General features: G+C 65.4%; 14 protein-coding genes. 8 read left to right on the forward strand and 6 right to left on the reverse strand.

The features are described from left to right. Together ACG2LG_RS20375 and ACG2LG_RS20380 are read left to right on the forward strand one after the other, a co-directional pair. Positions 1 to 288: PEP-CTERM sorting domain-containing protein (locus ACG2LG_RS20375; protein ID WP_396262166.1), on the forward strand; the 288-nt coding region annotated here is incomplete at its 5' end. Between the two features lie 160 nt (positions 289 to 448). Next, positions 449 to 4,876 (forward strand): sialate O-acetylesterase, encoded by a 4,428-nt coding sequence (locus ACG2LG_RS20380; RefSeq protein ID WP_396262168.1) that lies wholly within the window; start codon positions 449 to 451, stop codon positions 4,874 to 4,876. Positions 4,877 to 5,119: 243 nt separating this feature from the next. On the opposite strand, the gene ACG2LG_RS20385 is transcribed toward ACG2LG_RS20380, so the two are convergent. Next, a complete protein-coding gene (locus ACG2LG_RS20385; RefSeq protein ID WP_396262169.1) occupies positions 5,120 to 6,196 on the reverse strand; it encodes an Ldh family oxidoreductase in 1,077 nt (358 codons plus the stop codon). Positions 6,197 to 6,466: 270 nt separating this feature from the next. On the opposite strand from ACG2LG_RS20385, the gene smc reads away from it, so the two are divergent. After that, on the forward strand, positions 6,467 to 10,243 hold the full coding sequence (gene smc, locus ACG2LG_RS20390) for a chromosome segregation protein SMC (protein WP_396262171.1): 3,777 nt from the start codon (positions 6,467 to 6,469) through the stop codon (positions 10,241 to 10,243). 412 nt (positions 10,244 to 10,655) lie between these two features. After that, entirely contained in the window at positions 10,656 to 11,420 is a 765-nt protein-coding gene (locus ACG2LG_RS20395; RefSeq protein ID WP_396262173.1) for a hypothetical protein, read from the forward strand. Between the two features lie 34 nt (positions 11,421 to 11,454). Here the strand turns inward: ACG2LG_RS20395 and ACG2LG_RS20400 are convergent, their stop codons facing one another. The 5 genes from ACG2LG_RS20400 to ACG2LG_RS20420 form a co-directional block, all read right to left on the reverse strand. Beyond that, on the reverse strand, positions 11,455 to 11,778 hold the full coding sequence (locus ACG2LG_RS20400) for a pyrimidine/purine nucleoside phosphorylase (protein ID WP_396262200.1): 324 nt from the start codon (positions 11,776 to 11,778) through the stop codon (positions 11,455 to 11,457). A gap of 20 nt (positions 11,779 to 11,798) precedes the next feature. Further along, on the reverse strand, positions 11,799 to 14,870 hold the full coding sequence (locus ACG2LG_RS20405; RefSeq protein WP_396262174.1) for an efflux RND transporter permease subunit: 3,072 nt from the start codon (positions 14,868 to 14,870) through the stop codon (positions 11,799 to 11,801). A 20-nt stretch (positions 14,871 to 14,890) separates the two neighbouring features. After that, positions 14,891 to 16,006, reverse strand: a complete 1,116-nt coding sequence (locus ACG2LG_RS20410; RefSeq protein ID WP_396262176.1) for an efflux RND transporter periplasmic adaptor subunit — start codon at positions 16,004 to 16,006, stop codon at positions 14,891 to 14,893. A 16-nt stretch (positions 16,007 to 16,022) separates the two neighbouring features. Beyond that, the gene (locus ACG2LG_RS20415) at positions 16,023 to 17,324 is read right to left on the reverse strand and encodes a TolC family protein (RefSeq protein WP_396262177.1); all 1,302 of its coding nucleotides are present in this window, start codon (positions 17,322 to 17,324) and stop codon (positions 16,023 to 16,025) included. Between the two features lie 160 nt (positions 17,325 to 17,484). Further along, entirely contained in the window at positions 17,485 to 17,961 is a 477-nt protein-coding gene (locus ACG2LG_RS20420; protein ID WP_396262179.1) for a hypothetical protein, read from the reverse strand. 87 nt (positions 17,962 to 18,048) lie between these two features. Between ACG2LG_RS20420 and ACG2LG_RS20425 the strand changes: the two genes are divergently transcribed. The 4 genes from ACG2LG_RS20425 (at position 18,049) to ACG2LG_RS20440 (ending at position 22,804) form a co-directional block, all read left to right on the forward strand. Continuing rightward, positions 18,049 to 20,157 (forward strand): DEAD/DEAH box helicase, encoded by a 2,109-nt coding sequence (locus ACG2LG_RS20425; protein ID WP_396262181.1) that lies wholly within the window; start codon positions 18,049 to 18,051, stop codon positions 20,155 to 20,157. Between the two features lie 1,375 nt (positions 20,158 to 21,532). Next, positions 21,533 to 21,805, forward strand: coding sequence for a hypothetical protein (locus ACG2LG_RS20430; RefSeq protein ID WP_396262183.1), 273 nt, complete (start codon positions 21,533 to 21,535; stop codon positions 21,803 to 21,805). Continuing rightward, the gene (locus ACG2LG_RS20435; RefSeq protein ID WP_396262184.1) at positions 21,802 to 22,236 is read left to right on the forward strand and encodes a periplasmic heavy metal sensor; all 435 of its coding nucleotides are present in this window, start codon (positions 21,802 to 21,804) and stop codon (positions 22,234 to 22,236) included. The genes ACG2LG_RS20430 and ACG2LG_RS20435 overlap by 4 nt, the downstream gene beginning before the upstream one ends. After that, positions 22,214 to 22,804: an RNA polymerase sigma factor gene (locus tag ACG2LG_RS20440; RefSeq protein WP_396262186.1), complete on the forward strand. Its 591-nt coding sequence runs from the start codon at positions 22,214 to 22,216 to the stop codon at positions 22,802 to 22,804. Before ACG2LG_RS20435 ends, ACG2LG_RS20440 begins: the two co-directional genes overlap by 23 nt. Positions 22,805 to 22,856 lie beyond the last annotated feature (52 nt).

Raw genomic sequence — 22,856 nt, forward strand, 5'->3', positions numbered from 1 at the left:
GTTGTCGGCGAAATGATTTTCGGAGCGACCGACACGATCAACATCTACCTCCCTGATGCCGCCCTGAACCAGGGAAGCGTGGTCGCCTCCAATACCGCCACGCTTGACCAGACCGCCTTCGACACGGTGACTTTTGCCAGCAAGGGCGACGGCGCCTACGCGGTCGATGAAATCCGCTTCGGCACCAGCTACGACGATGTCGTCATAGCCGTCCCCGAGCCGTCGGTGTTCGCCTCGCTGGGCTCGGTGCTTGGATTCCTCCTGCTGCGCCGTCGGCGGGCGGTCTGAATCGCGTCGCCCGGCCGCCTGAATTTTGCGCGGTCGGGTGCACCGGTGAAGCCCGTTCCATGCGATGCGGGATCCTTCGTCTCCCGATTCTTTTGGCGGCGCGGTGGCTCGGCGCCTTGAAGCAGTTCCCTTCGCCTCCTTCCTCCTCAATCATTTTCTCATGATGGTCACAAAACCGCATGCAACCACGGCGATCCTTGTTGCGGCCTTGGGTTTGCTTCTCGCTTCCCCGGCAAGAGCCGCTCACCTCAAGGTGTTTCTCCTTGCCGGACAGTCGAACATGGTTGGCCAGGCCAGCGCGTCGGGTCTTCCTGCCGAACTGCAGGCCCCGCAGACGGACGTGCTGTTTTACGACCGCACCGGCACCACCACCCCCGTGCTCGGTTCGTTGCAGCCGAGGATCAATGGTTTTGGCCCGGAGATCACCTTCGGCCGGGATCTTGCGGCAACACTGCCTTCCGAGAACTTTGCGCTGATCAAGTATGCCCAGGGCGGGACCACCCTTTATTCCTCATGGGATCCCACCCGCGAGGCAAACTACGCGGTCTTCCGGCAGACGGTGACCGACGGGCTCGCGGCTTTGACCGCCGCAGGCCATACGTACGAAATCGTCGGCATGCTTTGGACTCAGGGCGAGTCCGATGGCATGGATGACCGCACTGCGGCTCAATACGAGGCAGATCTGGTCGAGTTTGTCGGGGACGTCCGGTCCCGTTACGGCGCCGACCTGCCGTTCTTCCTCAGTCGGCTTTCTGTGGACCAGACGAGACTGACCCCGACGCAGTTGTCCGGCATCCGCACGGCCCAGGAAAACTTCGCGGCTTCGGACGCCCATTCCTATCTGATCGATACGGACGGCTTCGAAGTGAGCGGCGGAGACAATCTCCACTTCACGGCCCAGGGAACCATGGACTTGGGCAGCGCCTTCGCAGACGCCTATCTGGCGCTCCATGGCCAGCAGGCGGGCATCAGCCCGGTCAAGATCTTCATTCTTGCCGGCCAGTCGAACATGCTCGGACATGGTGAGGTTTCCCCGGTCACCACACCCGGCACGCTCGAGTTCACCGTCGAAAACGACCCTGACGGCGACTATCAGTTTCTCGTCGATGGCAGTGGCAACTGGCGGATCCGAGACGACGTCTGGATTCGGGATCAGGACACCAGTGCCGGAGGTCTGACAGTCGGCTTCGCCTCGGCGCCGGACTGCGTCGGCCCGGAGCTTGGTTTCGGCCACCTGCTGGGTGATGTTCGCGAGGAGCAGATTCTGATCGTGAAGGCGGCCTGGGGCGGCAAGAGCCTGGCCAACGACTTCCGACCGCCCAGTTCGGGCCAGGATCCGGTGCCGCTCGCAGACGGCGATGCCGGATTTTATTACCAGGAGATCCTCCGCTTGGTCAGCGAAGCGACCAACAACCTGTCGACTTATTTCCCCGACTACGACGGAGGCGGCTACGAGATCATCGGCTTCGGCTGGCATCAGGGCTACAACGACCGGATCAGCGAGACCTCGAGCGCCGAATACGAGGTCAACATGGCCAATTTCATCCGCGACATGCGCACGGATCTTGGAGTGCCCGACCTGCCGTTTGTGATCGCCACCACCGGCATGGGAGGGGAGCCCGATTACAGCGTGGTCGAAATGGCACAGATGGCGATGGCCGATGGCGCGACCTATCCCGATTTTGACGGCAGTGTGGCCGTCATCGATACGCGTGCTGGCTACGAGGACCTCGAGTTCTGGCAGCCCGTCGATCTTTCTCCTGAAAACCAGAGCTTCCACTGGAACCGGAATGCGAAGACCTACACCAACATCGGGCTCGCCATGGGCGACGCGATGTCCCTGCTCGTTCCGGGGCGCTGCCCGTTCCGGCTCCGCGCCGAGGGCGCTCCGGCCGGAGGGGTCAGTTTGAGTTGGAAGAACGGCACCGAACTGCCGAGCAACGTCCGGGTTCTGCGAGACGGGGTGGAAATTGCCGCCGCGGCGCCGGTTGGGTCGGAAACATTTCTGGATGCCTCCGCGCTGCCGGGGGTGCGGAATTACGAACTGCAATTCGCCATGCCGGGTGCCCCCTGCGATCCCCTGACCCTCAGCTTCAATGGAGGGATCACCGACCTGGACGTGGAACGCAACCCGGGGAGCTTCGTGCTCACCTGGACGAATCACATGGCCTACGACGGGATCACCGTCTCGCGCGATGGCACCGTGCTCGCGGCATCCCTTCCCGGCACCGCCACCACCTTCACAGACAATTCGCCTCCGACGTCCGGACTCGTGACCTACTCGGTGGTTCCAACAACTGGTGACGCCGTGCCGGCAACATTCCAGATCGATCTCGACCTTCGCGGACAGATGGGTCTGCTCGACCTGGGCCTCAACAGCGGCATCAACCCCGCGACTTTTGATCCCTGGCAGGAAGGGGATGCGTATCGTCTGGCTTTCGTCACGAGTGCCACGACCGACGCGATCTCGACCGATATCTCGACCTATGATGCCTTTGTCCAGGGGCTCGCGGTGGCGGCAGGACTGGGGGATGTGAAGTGGAAGGTGATCGGCTCGACCGCCACGGTGGATGCCCGCGACCACATTGACACCGAGGGAGTGGCCGTCTTCCTCGTCGATGGAGCCACCAGGATCTCATCGAACAGCGATTCAATCTGGTCCGGTCTCCAGGCACCGATCGACATCGATGAACTCGGCACTACCGGGATCACGGGCAAGGCGTTTACGGGAACCGAGGAGAATGGTCTGGCGGTGACCAACGGGCGGACGCTCGGCGGCTCCGGCGAGGATCCGCCGCGGGTCCGGACCGGTGAAATCGGAGATGCCTCGAAGTGGACGAAGAGCTTCAATGCGGAGGCATCGAGTTCGCTTCGGGTGTTTGCAATCTCCGATCCTTTGGTGGTCGTGGACGGCTCCGACACGACTGCCCCGACCTTGGTTTCCATCTCCGATGATCTCGGTGGTGGCCCGGTCTTCGCCAACGATCCGGTGACCTACATGGTGACTTTCAGCGAGGCCATGAACACCTTCACCGTCGGCCTTGATGACTTCGACAACGCTTCCGGCACGCCGGTCACCATCGACAGCGTCAGCACGACCCCGGACCCGGCCGTGTTCGAAGTGGTGGCGACCGCCCTCACCACGGGAACGCTCCAACTGAGGATCGCGCCCACCGCCTCCCTCAAGGATGTCGCCGGAAACCTCCTCGATGCCGGTGCCGCACCGCCGGACGACACCATCATCACGGTCACCAGCGACACCATCGCCCCCAGCCTCCTGTCATTTGTCGATAATGTCTCCGGCGGTCCGGTCTTTCCCGGCGACCCGGTGAACTACACGGTGACCTTCGACGATGCCATGAATGCCGCGACGATCGGCACCGACGATTTCGAGAATGGTTCCACCGCACCAGTGACGATCCAGAGTGTCAGCGCCACTGCCGATCCCGCGGTCTTCGAATTGGTGGTGTTGCCGACGGGCCCGGGTCTGCTGCAGGTGCAGGTGGCGGCGGGTGCAACGCTGGAGGATCTGGGCGGAAATGCGCTCGATACCGGTTCCGCGATCCCTGACGACACCGTCATCACCGTGCAGCCGCTGCCGGATCTGGTGGGCGAACTGGGGATTCTCGACGTCACCGCGAATGGCGGCATCAATCCCGCCACCGGCGCCGCTTGGGCGGCCGGGGATACCTATCGGCTGGCCTTCGTGACCAGTGCCACGTCTGACGCGATTTCGACCGACATTTCAACCTACAACAGCTTCGTCCAGGGTCTCGCCGATGCGGCCGGGTTGGGCGATGCGACATGGAAAGCGATCGGCTCGACTCCGTCGGTGGACGCGCGCGACAACACCGGGACCCATCCGGGAGTCGATGGCGGTGTGGCCGTTTTCCTCCTCGACGGGGCCACCATGATCGCCGCCAGCAACGCCGCGCTCTGGGACGGCAACCTCGACGCGCCTCTGGACAGGGATGAACTCGGAAACACCGGGATCACAGGGAAGACTTTCACCGGAACGGAAACCAATGGGGCGGTGGCCAGCGCACAACCTCTCGGCGGCGCACCGGATACCCTCAAGGTGAGAACCGGCAGCATTTCCGATCCCGCCAAGTGGACCAAGGACTTCAACTCCACGGCGACCAACTCCCTGCGGTTCTTCGCTCTATCCGATCCGCTGACGGTCGTCTCCACCGCGGTCGGCAGTGACTACGACAACTGGGCTGCGACCTACGCCCCCGCTGACCTCGGCACGCCGGGCGACGACTTCGACGGCGACGGGCTGAGCAACGACGAGGAAAGGATTTGGGGTCTCGACCCGACCCGTGGATCCTCGGTCAGCCCCATCACGACCGGACTTGACGCGACCGCCGGCACCCTCAGCTACACCCGCCGCAAGCCCTCGCTCAGCGGCGCGAGTTTCACCTACGAGTGGTCAGACACGTTGGCCGAGGGTAGTTGGACCGGTTTCACACCGATCAGTGAGACGAGCGACTCCGGAGACCCGGTGGAAACCGTGACCATCACCCTCGACGCCGGTCTCCTGACCAACACGACGCTCTTTGTTCGCGTGGTCGCGGACGGTGGCTGAAGTGCGTGGGACATTTCCATCAGCCATTGCATGAACCGCCGACATTCGTGAGAAGTGTCCATGAAGTCGCTCTCGGCGCACCTGTGGGCAGGCCTGGTCTTCCTGGTCATCGTCGGTTCGTCTGACTCGGCATCCGCGGAGCCACCGACCGCCCCGTTCAAGAGCGAGGATCCAAAAAATCCCGTCGAGTTCCATCCTTCCACGAACCGCTGGCGGAGTGACAGGAACGTCGATCCTCCGAAATCACATCGCCTCCAACCCGGGCGCACCGATCTCGGCGGCGAGTTCGTTGAACTCGGCGATCTCGGCGGCGGTGAAGTGGAGACCGCCGGCGGCGTCGGAACGCTGGCGGGCCTCGGCCTCGAACTGGCCGGGGAGGATGCAGCCCTCGTTGCCGTGGCCGAAGATGTCGGCGAGCACCTGCTTGAGGTTCTCCATCTGGTCGCGGCCCTTGGCGAAGGCGCTGCCGGAAATCGCGTCGGGATGGATGACCTGGAAGTAGAAGGCGGTGGTGGTCTTCTCGCCCTCGGGAGCCTGGGCGGCGCGGCCGCGAAGGGTTGGCAGTGAGCCGCCGATCAGTGCGCCGTAGAGCTCGTTGAGCAGGCACATCGCGTAGCCCTTGTGCGCACCGAAGGGGAGCAGGGCCGCGACCTCGTTCGGGTCGGTCGTTGGATTGCCGTCCTTGTCCACTGCGGCATTGGGCGGGAGTGGCTGGCCCTCGCGCTTGAGCGCCTGCACGCGGCCCATGGCGACCACCGAGGTTGCCCAGTCGCTGACCAGGGGGAAACCTACGGCATCCGTCGTAGGAAATCCCCACGAGTGGGGGTTGGTGCCGAGGGTCGGGAACTTGCCGCCAAAGGGGACGACCTCCGCCAGTGCCGAGGTGCAGTTGGTGTAGGCGATGTAGCCGCGTTCGGCGGCCTCCATCACGTAGCCGCCACCCCACAGGTAGTGGAAGGCGTTGTCGACGGAGACCTGGCCGATGCCAAACTCGTCGGCAAGCTCGATGCAGCGGTCGATGGCGCGGTAGGCGACCGATTGACCGAGCTTGCGGTTGGCATTCCAGGTTTCGCTGGCCTTGAAGGGCGACTCGACGACCTCGATTTCCGCTCCCGGCGTGCAGCCGCCGGTGGCGGAGCCGAAAAGGTGGTCGAGGTGCAGTGCCTTCAGCGCGTGGTGGGTCCGGATGCCGTGGCGGGCGGCCTCGGCGGCGAGGCGGGCGCCTTCCGCAGACTCGTCGGCGGTGAAGCCGCGGGCTTGGTAGAGCTTGGAAACCAGAGTGTCGTGGGCTTCGCGGGAGACGGTCAGAAAGTCGGACATGAGCCGAGAAGACGCGGAGTTGTATGACAAATCAAGCGACAAGTGTGACCGCCTTGAATCTGGCCGGGAGTGGGGTAGGCTGTGCAGATTGGTTAAGATGAATTAAGTGTCGATGTGCACAATATGTGGTAGCAAATTGCACGCGAACATACCACAAGTCGTGTTTCGTGGGCTCAGGGCTTTCTCAGTCCGGCTGAGCCGCTAGGCTGCGGAAAGCGTCCGGGTATCCCTCCGGGCTCCGTTTCCTCTCCAACTCCAACCCTCCTCTCCATGTATCTCAAGTGCCTCGATATCCACGGCTTCAAATCTTTCGCTGACAAGACCCGCTTTGAATTCCACGAAGGCGTGACCGGCATCGTCGGTCCGAACGGCTGCGGCAAATCCAACGTGGTCGACGCGATCCGCTGGGTGCTCGGTGAAACCTCCGCCAAGGCCCTGCGCGGCGGCGAGATGGCCGACGTCATTTTCAACGGCACCGAGAAGCGCAAGCCGCTCGGCATGGCCGAGGTGACCCTGACCATGGCCGACTGTGAGGAATCGCTGGGTGTGGACTACAACGAGGTGGCCATCACCCGCCGCGTCTTCCGCGACGGCAAGGGCGAGTACCGGATCAACGGCACGCTGTGCCGCCTGAAGGACATCCACAACCTGTTCATGGACACCGGGATCGGGCGCACGGCGTACTCGATCATGGCCCAGGGTCAGATCGACCAGATCCTTTCCTCGAAGCCGGAGGAGCGCCGGGCGGTCTTCGAGGAGGCGGCCGGCATCACGAAATACAAGCGCGAGAAGAAGGATGCGCTGCGCAAGCTCGAGTACACCGAGGCCAACCTGCTGCGGGTGAGCGACGTGCTGGCCGAGCAGGAGCGGCGGATGAATTCGCTCAAGCGCCAGGTGGCGAAGGCGCGGCGCTACCAGACGCTGGCGACCGACGTCCGCATCCTCGACACGCACCTGGCCCACAAGCGTTTCGTCGAGTTTGGCGCCGAGCTGGAGGAGTTGAAGACTTCCATTCGCTCGCTCGAGGCCAACGAGGATCAGCTCGAGCGCGAGATGGAGCCGAAGGAGTTGGCGGTGGCCGAGGCCCGCGAGGCGGCCCGGAATTTCGAAGGCGCGCTGGCCGAGCTGCGCCAGGAGCTCAACGAGCACCGCAACGCCCTGAGTGCGGCGGAAGGCCGGATGGCGTTCAACAACGAGCGCAAGGCCGAGCTCGAAGGCCGGATCGGCCAGAACAAGGAGGAGATCGAGGCGACCCGCGACAAGTTGCAGCAGCAGGAGTTCGACTTCACCGCGGCCAACGAGGCGCTGGAGCAGCTGGCGCGGACCATCGCCGAGATGGAGATCCAGATTGCCGGGCAGGAGGAGCGCACCCGGGCGGCGCGCGAGCATCGCGAGGGCCTGGAAGGCAAGCTGCGCGAGGCCCGCAACGAGTCGAACCGGACGCAGACGATGATCGCCTCGATGCAGGCGAAGATCGAAAGCTCGCAGGCGCAGCTGGAGACCAGCCGCGAGCGGGCACGCCAGCTCGCCGAGGAGGAAGAGCGCTTGAATCACGAGCTGGAGACGGCGGCCGAGCGGGTCGCCGAGATCGAAGCCGGACTCAAGGAGCACGCCTCGCGCTCGGCCGAGTTGGAGGAAGCCTTCCAGACCGCCGAGCGGAAGTATCAGCACGGTCGGGGCGATCTCGACGCGGCACGCACGGCGGCATCGGAGGCCCACCAGACCCTGGCCCGGCGCTCGTCGCGGCTGGAGGTGCTGCGGCAACTGGTCGACAGCGGCGAGGGCTTCGAGGCGGGCACCCGGAAGGTGCTGGAAGGCCTCGATGAGCCCGATCGTTTCAAGCCGGGCATCGAGGGCGTGCTCGCCGGCTTCATCGAGGCCGAGCCCGAATGTGCCCGGGCGGTGGAAGCCGCGCTGGGTTCGCACCTTCAGGCGGTGCTGGTTGCCGATACCGACATCGCCGAGACCCTGATCCAGCGCCTTGCCGAGCAGAAGCTGGGGCACGCCGCCGTGCTGCCCCGGAGCTTTGTCCAGGCCAGCGGGGGCACGCAGATGGAAGCCGTGCCGGATGGCGCGGTGACCTGGGCGCTCGATGCGGTGAAGGTCGATCCCAAGGTTCAAGGCGTGGTCGAGCGCTTGCTCGACCGGGTGCTGGTGGTCGACGACGTGGCGACGGCGGTGCGGCTCCGCGGTGAGCTGCCGGGTGTCGTTTTCGCGACCCGCTGCGGCGAGCTGATCGGTGCCGAGGGCATCATCCGTGGCGGCGCCGCGGGCGAGGGCGACGTGTCGGTGCTGGAGCGCCAGAACGAGGTCCGCGATCTCGAAACCGAGGTCGCCGATCTGACCGCCGCCGAGAAGTCGGCCCGGGACCGCGTCGGCGAACTTGAGGATGCGGTGACCGGCTGGCAGGAGGCGCTCGAGACCGCCCGCGACCGGGTCCAGCGGCACAAGGTCGAGCTTTCGACCCTGGAAGGTCAGCAGTCGCTCGCCAGGCGCGAGGTCGAGGGCGTGGAAAGCAAGCTTGAGAACGTGCGCTGGGAGCGAGGCGAACTGGAGAACCGTGAGAAGTCGGCCATCGAGGGGCGCAGCAGCATGGAGTCGGAACTCAAGTCCGCCCGCGAGCGGCTCGAGGCCATCGAAGCGGATCAGCGCCGCCTGCAGGGAGAGCTTGAGGGCGCGCACCGCGAGGAGTCCGAGCTGGCGGATGCCCTCAACGAGAGTCGGACCGCCCTGGCCGTGGAGCGCAAGGCGAAGCAGGCCCAGGAAGAGCAGCAGCAGCCGATGGAGGCGCGACTCAACGAACTCCGCGAGATCGCGGTCCGGCGTGAGACCGAGATCCAGGCTTTTGTCGGGCGCATCGACTCGGCCGCCAGGGAAAACGAGGAGCTTGCGACGGAAATCGAGACTCATCAGGCCGAGGCCACGGATTTGGAAGCCGAGCTGGAGTCCCGTCTCGGCCGTCGGGGTGAGCTGCTCGAGGTGATCGATGCGGCGGAGGCCGCACTTTCCGGCGCCCGCAAGGAGCATGCCAGAATGGCCGAGCAGCGCGGACGTGAAGAGGTCGCGCTGACCAAGGTCGAGCTGCGCCTGGAGAACCTGGCCAACGCCGTCCTTGAGCGCCACAACGTCGAGCTCGCCGCCTTCGAGCCGGATGCCCACGCCCTGCTGACCTGCATCGATTCCCAGAAGAAGGGAGCCGGTCGCGGGCGCTCACGCCTGGTCGAAGCCCGCGAAGAGGGCGACGACGAGGAGGCGCCCGTGATGGTGGTCGACGGCACCGACGAAGCGGTCGAACTGCCGCCCGAGATCGAGGGCGAGCCGGATTGGGAATTTGTCGAGGCCTGCGTCGGCGATCTGAAGCGCCGCCTGGATTCGATGGGGCCGGTGAACGTCGACGCGATCGAGGAATTCGAGGAGCTCGAAGAGCGCCACAACGACGTGCGCAACAACTACGAGGACCTCGTTTCCTCGAAGGCCGAGCTGCTCGAGGTGATCGAGAAGATCAACGTCGAAACCCAGCGCCGCTTCAGCGAGACCTTTGCCCAGGTCCGCAAGAACTTCCGCGACATGTTCAAGGAACTCTTCGGCGAGCAGGGCAAGGCCGACCTCGAACTGATCGACGAGAGCGACCCGCTGGAGTCGGGGATCGAGGTGGTCGCCAAGCCGCCCGGCAAGAAACTCCAGTCGATCGCGCTCCTCTCCGGTGGCGAGCGCTCGATGACCGCGGTCGCGCTGCTGTTCTCGATCTACATGATCAAGCCCAGTCCGTTCTGTGTGCTCGACGAGCTCGACGCACCGCTCGACGAGTCGAACATCGGCCGCTTCGTGAAGGTGCTCGACCGCTTCGTCGATCGCTCGCAGTTCATCATCGTGACCCACTCGAAGCGCACCATGAGCCGCGTCGACGTGATGTATGGCGTCACGATGGAAGAGTTCGGCGTTTCGAAGCGCGTCGGCATGCGTCTCACCGAGGCGGGAGGCGATGGCGGGGCGAAGGGCGATGCCAAGAGCGCCGCGCAGAAGGCGGCGCTGCGTCTCGATGCCTGAAGATTTCCCTTAGGAGAGGAAAAATGAGGGCGGAGCACGGGCCGGGGGGCACCGACTCCGCCCTCCACTTTTCGGGTAGGACCGCCGATCTCCGAATCGGCATCTTGAGCTGGCAACGCAATCGAGCCCAGTTCGTCAGCAGCAATGGGTGGAATCGAATCGCCTTCGGACGCGTAGCTTGAGTAAAGTGTCGTCGTTGAACAGGCGAGGGTATCAGAGCTGTGGGCTACTGCTCATGGTGTTGGCCGCGGGTCTCTTGGTCTGGCGTAACGAGGCTGACCGAGAGTCTTCCTCATCCGCGAGGGACAACGCTCAGCGCGTTCGCTCGAACCCGGGAGAGACTGATTCGCGTCAAAAAGGGTCCGGAACGCCAGCAACTCCCGAGACTTATGTCGCACGGATCCGTGAGGGTATGACAAAAGTCGAGGTCCTTTGGATCATCTCCGAGTTTCAGAATCTAGGCCTCGACCACGATCCCGGCACCGCGCCCGCTGCAGAATACGAACTGCAGAGGAAGCGGTTGAACCGCTGGTATCTCGCGAGCTTGGAAGAAGGTTTCGGGCTGACTGACCAGCAGGTGACGCAGGCCGAAGCTTCGCTGAAGGCGTTGAGCCAGCAGGCCTTCCATCGTTTTCGGACTGCGGTCGACAATGCGAGCGGCGAGTTCGTTCACGAAGGCAAGCGCTACCAGATCACTTCCTACGGTCCCATCTTGGATCTCGTGGATGCCAATCGCTGGCTGAAGGATGAAGCTTACGCCCCTTGGAATCTATGCAGTTTGACCGAAGATCAGCGAGCGATCACATGGTTGCCGATGTTGGAGAGTATGCGGGAGAGCGATTCCCCGATGCTGGAGGATCAAGCACAGAGTTGGTTGTCACTGGCAAGTGCGTGCCGTTCCTTTGACCGTGAGCCTAAAGATGATTTTGGCGATTTCTCAACAGGCGAGGCTCCTGGTCTGTTGGGCAAAGGAGGGGCGGTCTTTCCACTTCTTGATGAGCAGGGTTATCCCGGGGCGGAACCCGGCATTTCCAGGCTTGCGTGGAAAGAAAGGGAAGCCACACACGTGCGAAAACAGGTGCTTGGGATGCATCCTGCGCAGCTCAGGATGTTACTGCTGCTGAGCCCCGACGGGGCTGCTCGGATCGAACAGATCTTTCGAGCTCCAGGCGGGTAGCCCGAAGAATGCCGATTCGGAGATCGGCGGTCCTTTACAGAAAACTACACACGTAGTGGCAGGGCCCGCCCTCGACGGTGATGGTGAAGCCCGACTTGCCGGGAACCTCGAAGGCCGAACCGGCGGCGGTGGCGATCAATTCGTCCGAGCCATCCAGCACGTGGCTGCACGCACCGGCGACGATCTCCATCCGCTCCGGCGCATCGGTGCCGAAGTGGTAGGTGCCGGGCAGGATCACCCCGAGGGTCTTGCGGGCACCGTCGGCGGTGATGATGGTGTGGGAGATGACCTTGCCGTCGAAATAGACGTTGCCGGCGGCCTGGGCGGTGACGTTGGTGAATTCCATGGCGGGAGCGATAGATCCTCCCGGTGCCGGGGTCAATCACGCCGCCATTTCGCGAAGCGTCCCTCGAGGCTGGCATAGATGGCCGGCAGCAGCAGCAGGGTCAGTGCGGTCGAGGTCGCGGTGCCGCCGATGACGACCACCGCCAGCGGCTTCTGGATTTCCGACCCCGGACCGCTCGCCAGCAGCAGCGGCACCAGGCCGATCACGGTCAGCAGCGCGGTCATCATCACCGGGCGGAAACGCCTTTCGGCCCCGGCCCGGGCGGCTTCCTCGATGTCCATGCCCTCCTGTTCGCGGAGTTGGTTGAGGTAGCTGATCAACACCACGCCGTTCATCACCGCGGTGCCGAGCAGCGCGACAAAGCCGAGCGAGGCCGGCACCGAGAGATAGTAGCCGGCCAGCGCCAGCGCAAGGATCCCACCGATCAGCGCGAAGGGCACGTTGAGCAGGATCAGCAGCGCCTGGCGGATGTTGCCGAAGGTCGAGTAGAGGATCAGGAAAATCGCCAGCAGGGCCGCCGGGACCACCAGCGCCAGCCGCTTGCCGGCCCGGGCTTCGTTCTCGAACTGACCACCGAATTCGAGCCGGTAGCCCTCGGGCAGCGGAACGGCTTCGGTGATGCGCTGGCGCAGGTCGTTGACGAAGCCGACCACGTCGCGGCCCTCGACGTTCGACTCGATCACGATCATCCGCTCGGCGTCCTCGCGGCCGATCTGGCTCGGGCCGTCCTCCTCGAGGATCTCGGCGAGGTCGGCCAGCGGCACCGGGTGGCCGGCGGCGTTGCGCACCGTCAGCGCGCCGAGCGCGGCCGGATCCTTGCGCGTTGATTCGGGAAAACGCATCAGCACCGGGATCCGCCGGATGCCCTCGATGACCTCGGTCACCACCTCGCCGCCGACGGCGCGCGAGATCAGGTCGTTGACCGCCGCCGGTTCGATCCCGGCCCGCGCCAGCGCGTCGTGGCGCATGACCACCTTCAGGTAGCGCTGGCCGCTGAGCGGCGTGCGCGCGACGTCGAGCGCGCCGGGCGTTTCGCGCACGACTTCCTCGATGCTCGAGGAAAGCGTTTCCAGCATCGCGAGTTCGCTCCCGCTGAGCCGGATCGCCACCGCCGAGGTCACGCCGGAGATCATTTCCGAGACCCGCATGTCGATCGGCTGCGTGAAGCCGCTGACCACGCCCGGATACTTCGCCAGCACCTCGCGGATCTTCTTCTCCAGGGCCGCCGGGTCGGGATCCGGCCATTCGTCGATGGGCTTGGTGACGAGGAAACAGTCGGTCTCGTTGAGGCCCATCGGGTCGAGCCGCAGTTCGTCGGACCCGACCCGCGAGACGACTCCGGTGATTTCCGGGAATTTCATCAGGTCGGCGGCGATCCGATCGTCGATCTCCAGCGACTCCTGCAGCGGGATCGACGGGATCTTTTCGAACTGCAGCACGATCGTGCCCTCCTCCAGCCGCGGCAGGAACTCCCGGCCGGTGCGCGAGGCAACCCACAGGCTGGCGCCGAGCAGCGCCACTGCCGCCAGACCGGCGATCCCACGGCGCTTGAGGAAGATCCCCAGCAGGGGTTGGTAGATCTTCATCAGAAAGGCGACGACCGGGCTGCGCCCGGCACCACCCTTCATCAGGATGCTCGCAAGTACGGGAATTGCCGTAAGACTGAGCAGCAACGAGACCAGCAGCGAGATGCCGACCGTCAGCGCCAGCGGACGGAACAGTTTCCCCTCGATCCCGGTGAGGCTCATGATCGGGGCCAGCGAGATGATGATGATGACCACCCCGGAAAGGATGGGCACCGCCATCTCGCCCGCCGCCCGGCGGAGGATGGCAATGCGGTGGCCGGCGTCCGACTTCTTCAGTTCGGTGTCGATGTTCTCGACCATCACCACCGCCGAGTCGACCAGGATGCCGATCGCGATCGCGATGCCGCCGAGCGACATCAGGTTGGCGGTGAGGCCGACGCGCTCCATGACGAAGAAGGCTCCGAGCACGGTGAGTGGCAGGATCACCCCGGCGGTCAGCGCGCTGCGGACGTTGAAAAGGAAGAGGCCGAGGACCACCAATACCAGCACCACGCCCTGGAGCAGCGCCGTGGTCACGCCGGAGGTCGCGGTTTCGATCAGTTCGGATCGGTCGTAGAAGGGCGTGATGCGGACGTCGCCGGGAAGGCTTGCCTTGATCGCCTCCATCCGTTCCTTCACCGCCTGCACCGTCTCGCGGGTGTTCGCCCCGCGACGGGTGAGCACGATGCCCTCGACCGCCTCGCCCTGGCCGTCCGCCGTCACCGCGCCGAAGCGGGTGAGGCGGGAAATGCGAACGTCGGCGACGTCGTGGAGGTGGATCGGCTGACCGTTGCGACTGGTCAGTGTGAGCCCGGACACGTCGTTCTCGCTGTGCAGCCGCCCGTCGGTGGTCAGCAGATAGACGCCGCCGTTGCGGATCACGTTGCCACCGCCGGCGTTGGCGTTGTTTTCCATCAGCACCCGGGCGACATCGGCGTGGGTCAGGTCGTAGCCGGCCAGCGCGTCGGGTCGCGGCTCTACCAGGATGGTGCGCACCTCGCCGCCGAGCGCATTGACGTCGGCGACGCCGGGGATCGACAGCAGCCGCGGGCGGATCGACCAGTCGAGCAGGCCGCGCAACTCGCGGTTGTCGCGCTGGTCGCTCTCGACGAGGAACATGTAGGCCTCGCTGAGCGGGGTGGTGATCGGGGCCAGGCCGCCCTCGACCTGGTCGGGCAGCCCGGCCAGCACCTGCGCGATGCGCTCGCTGACCTGCTGCCGCGCCCAGTAGACGTCGGTGTCGTCGGTGAAGTCGATGGTGATCGCCGCCAGCGCGTACTTGGTCGTCGAGCGCAGCACGGTCTGGTTCGGGATCCCGCGGATCTCGGTTTCGAGCGGATGGGTGATGCGCTGCTCGACCTCCTCGGGCGTCATGCCCGGGGCTTTCACGATCACCTGGACCTGGGTCGTGGTGATGTCGGGAAAGGCGTCGATCGGCAGCACCCGGAAGGCGCGCCAGCCGAGGCCGACGAGCAGCAGCGTGAGGATGATGACCAGCAGCCGGCTGGACAGCGCGGCCTGAACGAATCGGGAAAGCATGATGACTCTCGGGTTCGGGGTTACTCGGCGGCGTGCGTTTCCTCCCAGGCTGCCAGCAGCAGCGCGGCGCCGCGGGTGACGACGCGGGTGCCGTCGGTGGCGATGCCCTTCAGGCCGAGGCGTTCCCCGCTTTCGGCGACTACTTCGACCGGATGCGGGCGGAAGACCGGTCCGCCTTCGGCGACGAACACGCAGGTGCGACCGTCGATTTCGACCACCGCGCCGACCGGCACCGCGGGCAACTCGGGGGCCCCGGGGTCATCGAGGAGGATCTCGACCGGCGTGCCGGCGATCCATTTGCCCTCGGGATTCTCGAGCCGGGCCGCGGCGGTGGCGGACAGCGTCTCGGCATCGGCCGAGGGCAGCAGTCCGATGGTCGTGGCGGTGCCTTCGCCGGCGCCGCCGACGATGGCCCGGAACCGCACCGGGCGGTCCTCCTTCACCCGCGCCACCCCCCGCAGCGGCACCTGGAAACGCACCAGCAGGTGATCGAGCGAGGCAATGGTCAGCAACTCGACATTCCGCTCGACCGGGGCACCCGGGGTGGTCGTCTTGTCGATGATCATGCCGCTGATCGGAGCCGTGACCACGTGCTCGCTGAGGTCGAGGCGCACCGGTTCCTCGTCGATCATGTCGTGCAGCTTCCTTTCGGAGATCCCGAGCAGGTGCATTTCCTGGATCGCGGAAAGGTGCGCGGTGCGGGCGCGGGCCATCTCGAGGTCGCGCTCGCGCAGGGCCTCGGTGGTGGTCAGCTTGCGCTTCTCGAGGTCGCGCTCCCTTTCATAGGCGTCGCGTGCGAAACGCAGGCGCTGCTCGGCGTCGAGGTAGGTGGTGATCGCCGCGGCGCGTTCGGCGCTGCGGAGGGTGAGCAGGGCCTGGCCCTTCTCGACCCGTGCTCCGCGGCGCAGGGTGTCGGTCTCGACCCGGCCGCTCACCGGCGAGGCGACCACGGCGGTCGCCAGCGGATCGAGGATGATCTGGCCGGTGGCCGTCACCGGGTCGGAGACCGGCGCGAGTTGCAGTTCTTCGATGCCGAGGCCGAGGCGCTCGACGGCGCCCTCGGGCAGGGTTACGGAATCCAGTGCGGCACCGGCGAGGGTGGGGAGGATCAGGAATGGAAGTGGGATGATTTTCATGGCGGAACGGGAATGGTTAGAGGGATTGGCCGGTCAGCGCCTGAAGGGTGGCGGCGGCCTGTTGATAATCGCGGCGGGCCTCGAGCCAGCGGCGGTTGGCGGCGGCGAGCTGACGCCCCGCCTCGAGCCACTCGAGGAAGCCGGTGCGGCCCAGTCGGTAGGACTCGTCGATGCTGGAAAAGACCTCGCGGGCACCGGGCAGGAGTTCGTTTTCCGCGGTCACCGCGGCATCGTGGCCGTCGGCGAAGGCGGCCCACGCGGATTCAAAGCGCCGCTGCAGGTCGAGCCGTGCCGACTCGATTGCGAGCGCCGCCGAAGCGGCCTCGGCCTCGGCCGCCTTTACCCCGTCGCGGCCGGTCTCGATCAATGGCAGCGGCACGCTGGCGCCCAGCACCAGCGCGTCGTCGCCGCTGGCCCGGTCGTGGCGCGCGCCGAGGCCGACCTCGACGTCCGGATAGCGTCCGGCCCGGGCCAGCTTCACGCGGGCCTGGGCTTCGTCCTCGCGGCGCCGGGCGGCGGCCACCTCGGGATGCGACTCGAGGGCTCCCGCCAGTTGTGCGCGCGACGGCAGGCCCTTCGGCGGCGGTGTCAGCAGGCCGCGCACACGCGACGGTTTCGAGCCGCCGCCCCACAGCGCCGCCAGTCGTGCCAGCGACCGCTCGAAGCCTCGCCGCGAGCTGCGCACCTCGAGCTTGGCCTGGGTGACCGCCATCGCCGCCAGCTTGCGTTGCGACTCGGTCGCCCGGCCGGCTTCGACCTGGGACCCGACGCTTTGCAGGCCGCTTTCGGCCAGCTCGAGTTCGCGCTCGGCGAGCGCCAGCGATTCCTTCTCCGCGAGTGCCTCGACGAAGTCCTGCGACGCCTGTTCGAGCACCTCGCGGCGGCGCGTCTCGTAGTCGGCCCGCAGCCGGGCCTGCGCCGCCCCGGCCTCGGCGGCCCGCGCACCACGCTTGCCGCCGGTCTCCAGCAACTGCACCAGCGTCGCGGTGTAGATGGCCGAGCGGGTGCCGGAATAAACGCCGTTGCCGGCGAAATCCTCGAGCTCCAGCGATACCGAGGGGTTGGGCGGGCGCCCGGCGATCAGCCGGCGCGCGTCGGCCGCACGGTCGTCGTACGGGAAGCGACGTAGATCCGGATGGTGCTTGAGGGCGAGGGAGCACACGTCTTCCAACGAGACCTCGGCGGGCACTTGGGCCGGGGTTTTGGGGCCGCTGGCGGCCTGGATCGATGGCGAGGGGTCGGAACCCGCCGCCGATGGGGAGTCCGGCCCCTGGCAGGCCGGAAGCAGCAGAGCGAGAAGCCAGGTGGATGTATTCATTTTGAAAGTCATGACGATGGAAAGGGGTGAAGGAGCAACCCGGGCATCAAGCCGCCCGGAGGCATGGTGGAAGCCACCCGCAAAAAGACGGGCGGCCGCGGAAGACGGGCGCACCGATCACGGCAGCCTCAAGCCGCCGGCGGGGTCGCCCGTTCCATCATCAGACCAGAAGAACCTGCAGGCGCAGGTGAAGGCGGACTCCACCGCCCGGCGGGTCGGTGCCCGAAGTGGGCCGGGAGATGCCCTCCAGGCGCAGCAGTGGTGCGTGGCACAGTCTGTCGCCGGCAATCGGGGCCATCACCACGACCGGCGCGTTGACCTCGGATGAAGCCGCGTGGAATGGCTCTGCCGCGTGGTCGGAGCAAGAGCAGGATTTCCGCGGCCCGTGCTGGGCCAGTTGATCGGGGCCGGGAGCGTTCCTGAATCCCCCCGGGGTTTCAGCCACGCTCTTGAGAGTCAGCGCAAACATTGCGCGGAGTTGGCAGGGACAGGCCGGAAGCACGATCCACTGGAGAAGAACCACCGCCGTGATGAGCGCGCCGGTTGCTTTCAGCCATGTCTTCCAAGTTTCCATCGACGTGCCGTGACCTGCAGTCGACGAGAGCAAAGCACCGACGATGCCGATTGCAAGCGGCATCCCGGTCATCGGCAGGCGCGGGCCGCAACGATGACAAGAACCCGGTCGATCTTGCATCGGCGGGGTCATGGTTCAGGGTCCGGGCCGATGCCCGAGCTTGACGCCGCCAAGGTTGCCGATCCCGACTCCGACGACGGGATTCTCGGAGTTTTTCTCGACTGGGTGATCGAGTCGGGAATCGAACCCTACGACCACCAGGAAGCCGCGATCCTCGAGCTGTTCGGTGGCAAGAATGTGATCCTCAACACGCCGACCGGCTCGGGGAAGTCGCTGGTGGCCCTGGCGCTGCAGTTTCGGGCGATCTGCAAGAGGCGTCGCTGCTACTACACGGTGCCGATCAAGGCGCTGGCCAACGAGAAGTTCCTGTCGCTGTGCCGGACCTTCGGTGCCGAAAGGGTGGGGATGATCACCGGCGACGCGACGGTCAATGCGTCGGCCCCCGTGATCTGCTGCACGGCGGAGATCCTCTCGAACCTCGCCCTGCGCGAGGGGGCGGCGGCGGAGGTGGACGACGTGGTGATGGACGAGTTCCACTACTACTCGGATCCGGACCGCGGGATCGCCTGGCAGGTGCCGCTGCTGACCCTGTCCCAGGCGCGCTTCCTCCTGATGTCGGCCACCCTGGGTGAGACCTCGTTTTTCGAGAAGGAACTGAGCCGCCTCAACGGGGCGCCGACCGTGCTGGTCAGGTCGGAGGATCGACCTGTGCCGCTGGAGTTCGAATACAGCACGACCCAGCTCGAGGAGAAGATCGAGGAGCTGGTCGAGTCCGGGAAGGCGCCGATCTACCTCGTGCATTTCACCCAGCTCGGCTGCGCACGGACGGCGCAGAACCTGATGAGCCGGAACTTCTGCTCGAAGGAGGAGAAGGAGCGGATCGCGGAGCAGCTCGAGGATGCCGATTTCAAGAGCCCGTACGGAAAGGACCTCAAGAAGCTGCTGCGGCACGGCCTCGGCATCCACCACGCCGGCTTGCTTCCCAAGTACCGGGTGCTGGTCGAGAAGTTGGCCCAGGGAGGCCTGCTGAAGGTGATCTGCGGCACGGACACGCTCGGGGTGGGGGTCAACGTGCCGATCCGCACCGTGCTCTTCACACAGCTCTTCAAGTACGGCGGAAGCAGTACGGCAATTCTGAGCGTGCGCGACTTCAAGCAGATCTGCGGCAGGGCGGGGCGCCGGGGATTCGACGACATCGGCTATGTGATCGCGCAGGCACCGGAGCACGTGATCGAGAACCTCAAGGCCGAGGAGAAGGCCGCGGCGAAGGGCAAGAAGAGCCGGGCGGTGAAGAAGCGCCCGCCGGAGAAGGGCTTCGTGAACTGGGACGACAAGACCTTCATCAAGCTTCAGGAATCGCCCCCTGAGGCCCTGCGCTCCTCGTTCCGCATGAGCCATGGCCTGCTGCTGCAGATGCTTTCGCGCGAGGATGAGGACGGCTGTGCCGCCGTGAGAAAACTGGTGCGCGACTGCCACGAGACGGAGTCGGGCAAGGCGGCGCTGCGCCGTCGCGGCTTCGAGCTTTTCCGGGCGCTGGTGGAGGGCAGGGTGCTGGAGATCATCCCGGCAGGCGAGCGGACCGGTCCGGCGAAGGTGCTCCTGCAGGACCGCCTGCCGGATGACTTCTCGATGCACCAGACGCTCGGGCTCTATCTGCTGGAGACCCTGCCGCAGCTCGATCCGGAGGATGGCGACTACGCCTTGAACGTGTTGTCCCTGGTTGAGGCGATCGTTGAGGATCCTGGAGCCGTGCTGCGCAAGCAGGTGGACCGGGCGAAGGACGAGTTGGTCGCCGAGATGAAGGCCGAGGGCGTCGAGTATGAGGAGCGGATGGAGCGGCTGATGGAGGTCGAGCATCCGAAGCCTGGCAAGGAGTTCATTTACGCGACCTACAACGCCTTCGTCGTGAAGCACCCGTGGGCAAAGGAGGCCGGCGTGCGCCCGAAGTCGGTGGCCAGGGAAATGGTCGAGCGGCACGAGAGCTTCGAGGACTACGTGAAGCGCTACGGACTCGAGCGCAGCGAAGGCGTCCTGCTGCGGTACCTGTCGGAGATTTTCAAGGTGCTCGATCAGACCGTGCCTCCCGCCTTGCGGACGGTCGAGATCGACACGGCATGCGACATGTTAGAAAAGACGGTTAGACAAGTGGATTCCAGCCTGATCGATGAATGGCGGAAACTTCGCGAAATGGGCACGTGAATGCTCGCATTCCTCGGTGTTTTTTCGCGGTGTGAGTCCCGTGCCGGGAGGTGTGAACAAGTCTGGTTCGTCATAACTCACTGGTTCTTAGATGAGGCGCTCGAGTTATTCGCAGGATATTCACAACATGCTAAGAATCAACTTTTTATGCCGATTTTATGTTGACGGATCAGTGGCCCTCTGATTTAGTCTTTAGCGTTCCGAACGGAACAACGATCTTTGACAGAACGGGATGCGTGGAGAGCCCTTCGGGGCGGGAAGCGGATCCAGGATGAGGCCGGGCGAAAGTCCGGCAAATGGTCGGGATGAACTGGCGTTCCCGGCCCCTTGGATACCACCGGATTTTCGAATCGTGGATGGTCCGAGGCCAATGTCACCCATTTCCCCGGGGCGGGTCGCACCGCTCCGCGTGCAAGCGACCGGGAAATGAGGCGGTGAGCGACGCGGAATGGGTCCGGCCGGACCGAAATGGATTCCGCACAAGCTGTCGCGAAACCGAGTCACGCACCGGACCTCCGAGTTGTGGAGGAATGGAGGCGGACACAGTCGGTCCAAGACCGATCATTGCTACTGTGAGCCAGTGTGGTGGGAAAGGATCCCGCGGCCAATGGACGATCAGCGAAGGGCCGCACAATCCGCCCGGTGTCGCAACCGGGAGGGACGAAAAGGGAACCACTCATCGCGGACTGAGACCACTCGATGGAAGGCGCCTGGCAAGGCGATGACCGCGGGAGGGACGATAAGGTCCGAAAGAACGGGAGGTTCCGGGAACGGAATCGTCCGTCTGAGAAAAGGAACGCAATGTGAGGGGTAAGAGACAAGACCCGTCGTCCAAGGCAAACGATCCCGTGCCGCCCGCGGCTGGGATGCCGACCTGGGACAAACCAAAAGGGGGAATGACACCGTTCTCAGCGGAGTTGATCCTTCATGGGTCCGAAGACCGACACGTCGGCAGACGTGAGGGAGTCGGGCCAAGAAGTCTCACCCAACAAGCCGGTGGTGGCGACACCGTCGGCCGGCTCCGCCGCGGAGCCGGAAAGGCAGGCGAATCGTCCTTCGCAGGCATGACGCGGCGTCGGGGAACTGACAGCCGATGACACTCGACGGGTGGAATCGGGCGCCAAATGTCAGTCAACCGGGGAAAGAGAGCGTGGCGAACTCCCAAACCCCTCCTTCTTTTCCACTCTCACGTGGGAGAAAGGGATGGACCGAAAGGTCCGGCATGAGGCCCCTCACCGGGAAACTGGTGGGGGGCCTTTTTGCGTACCTGCGGATCGGCACCGCCTTGGCCCGGCGGGGCGGGGGTGGGGGGCGTGGATGGGGAAACCGCCTCTTGATTCTTGAACCGGCACCGGGGGAAGGTATGTCTCTGGCCATGCCGGATGGGGTTGATGATGTTTTGGAGCGTGCGCGGTCGCGCTGGCCCGCGCCCTTGCCGAGCGGCTTTGCCGACCGGGTCGTGACCCTCGCCCGGGAGGAGGCGCGGCGCACTCCCCTCATCCTGACCGGTTTCGGCATCGGGATCACCGCCATCGCTTCGGTGGCCTCCGCCGCCATGATCGTGGTGTGGTCCCAGAACTTCCAGAAGCCGTCAGCGACGGAGCCACCGGCGGTCTTTCCCGCCGAACTGCCCATTGTTTCCCGGTGAAGCGCGCGACGGCTGTTTTTCTTTGGGCACTTGCCACGGTGTTGCTGGCAGCCGGCACGAGCCTCGTCGTCCTGCATTGGTTCCACCCGCAGGACGACCCGGAAGCCGATTTTCACCAGTGGATGCATCAGCACCTCGTCCTGTCGCCCGCCCAGCAGGAAGCGCTCGAATCGGCCGAGAGTCGGTTTGCCGCAAGGCAGGAAGTCCTGCTCGGGGAGATCGCCGAGGCCGAGCGCGCCCTCGCGGCGGCGATTCGATCCGACGATGCGGATTCACCCGCGATCGCGGAGGCGCTCGAGCAACTTCACAAGGCGCAGGGAGAACTCCAGCATCTGACCCTCGACCACTTTTTCGAGATGAAGGAGCAGCTCGATCCCGAGCAGGCCGAGAAGCTGCGCCAGTGGACCCATGATCGACTCCTCCATCCCTGACAACGCGACCCTCCCTGTCGGCAGACGTGAGGATGAGCGCACCGAGGCGGCCACGATCAAGGCGGCCCGGGGCGGAGACGACGAAGCCTTCCGCGATCTCGTCGAGCGCCATCAGCAGCGCGTCCATCGGCTGTGCTACCACTGCCTTGGCGACGAGGAGGATGCGCGCGAGGCATGCCAGGACACCTTCGTCCGGGCCTATCGGGCTCTGCCGCGCTTTTCGCCCCGGGCACGCCTGTCCACCTGGCTCCACCGGATCGCGCTGAATCTCTGCCGGGACCGGCTGCGCCGCCGCCGCCCGACGATGCCCCTCGATGGAATTGAGTTGGCCTGCCGGGATGCGCGCCCCGACGAGGCGGTGATGGGTGCGGCCGATCTGGCCAGGCTCACCCGGGGACTGGCGGCGCTTCCACCCCGTCTCTATCAGGCGATCGTGCTTTCCAGCCTGGAAGGCCTGAGTCATGCCGAGTGCGCGGCCATCATGAAATGCAGCACCCGGGCGGTGGAGGGGCGCCTTTACCGGGCCCGCCGGCTCCTCGCCGAATGGTGGAAACGGAACCCCGGGTAGCAGCTGGGCCGGCGGCCCGTCCGCATGCCGGGCGGAAGCTGGGGATTTGGGG

It is taken from the genome of Haloferula sp. A504, assembly GCF_044385805.1.
In the GTDB taxonomy this organism is placed as follows: Bacteria; Verrucomicrobiota; Verrucomicrobiia; order Verrucomicrobiales; family Akkermansiaceae; genus Haloferula.